2 protein-coding genes are annotated in these 4,914 nt (G+C 67.0%); both read right to left on the bottom strand.

Features of this window, described 5'->3' with window-relative positions; translation table 11 throughout:
- Nucleotides 1-1,797 (bottom strand): condensation domain-containing protein (locus VFZ66_16845; protein ID HEX6290855.1); only part of this gene is annotated, 1,797 nt, incomplete at its 3' end.
- Nucleotides 1,797-4,914 (bottom strand): SDR family oxidoreductase (locus VFZ66_16840; GenBank protein HEX6290854.1); only part of this gene is annotated, 3,118 nt, incomplete at its 5' end. The genes VFZ66_16845 and VFZ66_16840, both read right to left, overlap by 1 nt.

Raw genomic sequence — 4,914 nt, 5'->3', positions numbered from 1 at the left:
GCGCAGGCGCTCGGCGGGCGCGGCGGGGTCGAGCGGGACGTAGTAGCCGCCCGCGCTGAGAATGGCGAGCACGGCCACGACGAGATCGAGCGAGCGGTCGAGACAGAGCGCAACGGGCACGTCGGGGCCGACGCCGCGCTGTTGCAGGTGATGCGCAAGTTGGTGAGCGCGCGCCGCAAGCTGCGCGTAGGTCAGGGCATGGCCCGCGTAGCTCAGCGCAATGGCGTCGGGGGTGCGGGCAGCCTGGGCGGCGAAGCGCTGGTGGAGGCAGGCGGTCTGCGGGAAGGCGGCGCGGGCCTGGCCCAGGCTGAGCAGATGCACGCGCTCGGCGTCTGGGAGCAGCGGCAGGTCATCGAGGCGGGCCGTGGGCTGGGCGAGAATCCCGGCCAGCACCGTCTGCCAGTGTCCCACCATCCGCGCGATCGTCGCGCTGTCGAACAGGTCGCTATTGTACTCGAACGCGCCGTACAGCCGATCCGCAGCCTCCCAGGCGAAGAGCAGCAGGTCGAACTTGGCGGTGCCGCTATCGACCTGCTGCGGACGGAGCAGCAGCCCCGGCAGCTCCAGAACGGGGATCGGCGCATTTTGCAGCACAAACGCCACCTGGAACAGCGGCGTGTGGCTGAGATCGCGCTCGGCCTGAAGCTCCTCGACCAGCTTCTCGAACGGCAGATCTTGATGCGCGTAGGCGTCAAGCGCGACTTCTCGCACCCGCTGGAGCAGCTCGCGGAAGCTCGGATTGCCCGCCAGGTCGGTGCGCAGCACCAGCATGTTGACAAAGAAGCCGATCAGCGGCTCGACCTCGGCGCGCGTGCGGTTGGCGACGGGCGAGCCGACCGCGAGATCGTGCTGTCCCGTGTAGCGATAGAGCATCGTCTGGAACGCGGCCAGCAGCGTCATGAACAGCGTCACGCCTTCGCGCTCGCTCAGCGCCTTGAGCGCGCCGGTCTGCTCCTGCGACAGCTCGAATGTTTGGCGCGCGCCGCGATAGCTCTGCACCGCCGGGCGCGGGCGGTCGGCTGGCAGCTCAAGGACCGGCAGATCGGCGAGCTGGCGCTTCCAGTAGCCAAGCTGCTGATCGAGGACCTTACCCTGCAACCACTGCCGCTGCCAGATCGCAAAATCGGCATACTGGATCGGCAGCGGGGTGCCCACTGGGCCCAGGGCAGGATCGGCACCGCTGATCGACGCGGCATACAGCGCGGCCAGCTCACGAATCAGCACGCCCGTCGACCAGCCATCGGCGATGATGTGATGCAGCACCAGCAGCAACACGTATTCTTGCTGGTCCAGTTGCAGCACGGCGGCCTGAAGCAGCGGGCCGCGCGCAAGATCGAAGCGATAGAGCGCCTGCTCGGTTGCCCGCCGCTGAACCTCGGCCTCGCGCTCTGCTTCGGTCAGCCGGGTACCCTCTGAGTGCAGATCGATCAGCGGCACGTCCAGCTCCAGCGCGGGCGCGATCACCTGGATCGGACGACCGTTGATCGCGGCGAACGTGGTACGCAGCGCCTCGTGCCGCGCGACGATCGCGTTGAGGCTGTGGGCCAGCGCCGCCACGTCGAGCGCGCCGCTCATACGCACGACCAGCGGAATGTTGTACGCGGGATTGCCGGGCGCGAGCTGATCGAGGAGCCAGAGGCGCTGCTGCGCAAACGACAGCGGCAGCTCGGCGGGCCGTTCGATCTCCGTCAGCGCTGGCGTTTGCGCGGCGGTGATCCCTTCTTCCTCAAGTAGGTAGTGGAGTAACGCGCGTTTTTCCGGAGACAGCCCTGATAGTCCCAAACGATTCTTCGCCATTACACGTCCTCTCGTGTTGCTTGCTTCGTGTGCAGGAGTTCGCGCGCCTGTGTTTCGGACATACTGGATAGCCGCTGGAAGACCCGCGCGATCTTCTCGGCCTGGCCGGGAGCCGCCTCGTGCGCGATCAGCGCCTGGGCCACGCCCGCGACCGTGCTGGCCTCGAAGAGGCTGCGCAGCGGCAGATCGATCTGGAACGTTTCACGCAGCCGCGCCCCGATCTGCGTGATCAGCAGCGAGTGACCGCCCAGCGCGAAAAAGTTGTCGTGGACGCCGACCTGCTCGATACCGAGCACGTCCTGCCAGATCCCGGCGACCATTTCTTCGACCGCGCTTCTCGGCGCGACGTAGCGGTTCTGAAGCTGTGGCCGGGCATACAGCATATAGCCATCGCCGCGTGTGTCTTCGGCGGCCCGTCGCGGCTCAAGCTTGATCCAGCGCTCGATGCGCGTCTCAAGATCGCCGGTCGAGACGATCATCTGGGTGAGGCCGCGCTGCGCCAGGAGCCTGCTCAGCGCGTCGGTTCCTTCCGCAGGCGCGATCGTCAGGTCGCTGGCGCTCGATACGATCTGCTGCCCGGACCCGCCATCGAAGCGCCAGGCATCCCAGTTAACGCTGATCCAGGGAGCGCTCCCGGCACGACTCTGCTGCTGTGCAAACGCATCCATATACAGGTTCGCCGAGGCGTAGGCCGCGAAGCCCAGGCCGCCTAAAATCGCCGCGAGCGAGGATTGCAGCAGACAGAAGTCGAGATCGATCCCGCGCAGCACGTTGCTCAGGACAGAGACGCCGCGCGCCTTTGCGTGGAAGTGAGCCTCACACACAGCGCGATCGCTCTCCTGAATCGGACGATAGACTTCTTCGCCGACCGGCCCCGCCGCGTGGATCACGCCATGCAGCGCGCCAAAGCGGGCAAGCGTCGCGTCGATCGCGGCCTGCATCTGCGCTTGATCGCCGACATCCGCGCGCAGCGTCAGGACTTCTGCGCCCAGCGCTTCGAGCGCCCGGATCTGCTCGATCTTGCGCCCGATCGCGTCGTGCGCTGTGTGGTGCTCCGGCGGCGCTGTGCGGCCAATCAGCACCAGCTTCGCCTTGACGGCGCGGGCCAGATAGTCAGCCAGCGTCAGGCCGATCTTTCCCAGACCGCCGGTGATCAGATAGACGCCGCCCTGCCGTAGTCGCGGGACGCTGGCGACGGGCCGCAGACGAGTCTGCTCGAATGCCTGCACATAGCGCTGCTGTCCGCGATACGCGACTGTCGGATCGTCGGTCTGCCCCGTTAGCTCGCCGAGCAGTTGGTCGATCAGATGCGCCGCCTGCCAGGTTCCAGGCTCCGGCAGCGCAATATCGATGCTGCGGCAGGCGATGTGCAGATATTCCTGCGGAATCACTTTGCACGGGCCGAGCACGGTCGCTTTCTCCGGCGCAAGCTGCTCTGTGCCGGTTACGTCGTGCAGGCTGTTGGCGATAACGCTGATGCGCAGCGCTTCGTGAAGCTGATGCTGGTCCAGCGCCTGGGCCAGAAAGAGCACGCTATAGCAGCCGCGCTCCTGCGCTGCGTCGAAGGCAAGCTCCTCGTCGTCGGGTGTGATGCTCCAAAGATGCACGATCTGCGCTGGGATCCGGTCGCGCTGCTCAAGCTCGGCGCAGAGCGCGGCGTAATCTTCGAGGCGGCGCGGGTTGAAGGTGTACGCCCGATCGGAGCGCCTGGTAAGCTCGGTGCCCAGGTACACGCTGATAACTTCGTGCCCCTGCTGCTCCAGCCGCGCCGCCAGTTGCGCGCCGATGCCCGTGGGATCGCACAGCAGCAGCCAGCGCGACGGCTGATCTGGATGATGCTCCGGCTCGCTCGGCGGCAGCGAGCGCTTCCAGAATGGGAGATAGAACCAGTCGGCGATGTCGGGCCGCTTGCGGAGCAGCGGTACCTGCTCGTGCGCGGCTCGTCTGGGCGCTGCGACCCAGAAGGACTGATGCTCAAAGGGATAGGTCGGCAGTGGGACGCGCCGCCGCCGCTGCTGACGGTAGAGCCTCGGCCAGTCGATCTGCCGCCCGGCCAGCCAGAGCTTGCCGACGGCCTCAAGCAGAACCGCGAGATCTGCGCGCTGGTCGTGCGGGTGGCGCAGCGAGACGATCGGCAGAGGATGCGTCGCCTGCTCAAGCTGCTGCCGGACAAGCGTGCTCAGGGTGTGGCCCGGCCCGACCTCCAGCCAGATCCGCTCCGGCGCTGTGCCCGCCGCTCCCAGCAAGACGCGAACACCGTCGGCAAAGCGTACGGTCTGCCGTAGATGTCGTGCCCAGTAGTCGGGATCGGTCGCCTCGGCAGCCGTGATCCAGTCGCCGGTCAGATTCGAGAGAAACGGCACGCTCGGCGCGCTCAAGCCGACTCGCCGCACCTGCTCGGCGAACGCGCCGATGATTGGCTCGATCAGCCGCGAGTGAAACGCATGCGACGTATGCAGCCGCCGACAGGCGATCCCCTGGCGCGTCAGGCGATCCTGAAGGGCGGCGACCGCCTCGGTTTCGCCCGCGACAACACACAGCGCTGGCCCGTTGACCGCTGCCAGGTCAAGCTGCGATCCCAGCAGAGGCAGCACCTCCACCTCGGCCAGCGGAACCGCCAGCATCGCCCCTGGCGGCAAGCTCTGCATCAAGCGTCCACGAGCCGCGACCAGCGCCAGCGCATCCTCAAGCGAGAAGACGCCCGCGAGGGTAGCCGCGACATACTCGCCAATGCTGTGGCCGATCATCGCGGCGGGCCGCACGCCCCAGGATTGCCACAGCCGCGCCAGCGCGTACTCGATCGCAAAGAGCGCGGGCTGCGCCAGCGCCGTCTGATCGATCTGCCGCGTGGTCGCGTCGATCTGCGAGGCGGGCGGGTAAAGCACATCACGCAGATCGCGGGTACCCTCTGGGTGCAGGTGGGGCAGCAGCAGGTCGGCGCAGCGATCGATCTGCTGGCGAAAAACCGGCTCCTGCTCGTACAGCTCGCGGCCCATGTTGACGTACTGCGCGCCCTGCCCTGGAAACATAAACACGATCGACCGATCGTGGAGCGTCTGCATCTCGGTCAGGATGCGATCGGAATCGTCGCTTGCTAGCGCGGCAATCGCATCGGCC

Source organism: Herpetosiphonaceae bacterium (assembly GCA_036374795.1).
Lineage (GTDB): Bacteria > Chloroflexota > Chloroflexia > Chloroflexales > Kallotenuaceae > LB3-1.
This window is presented reverse-complemented; position numbering and strand designations above follow the sequence as displayed.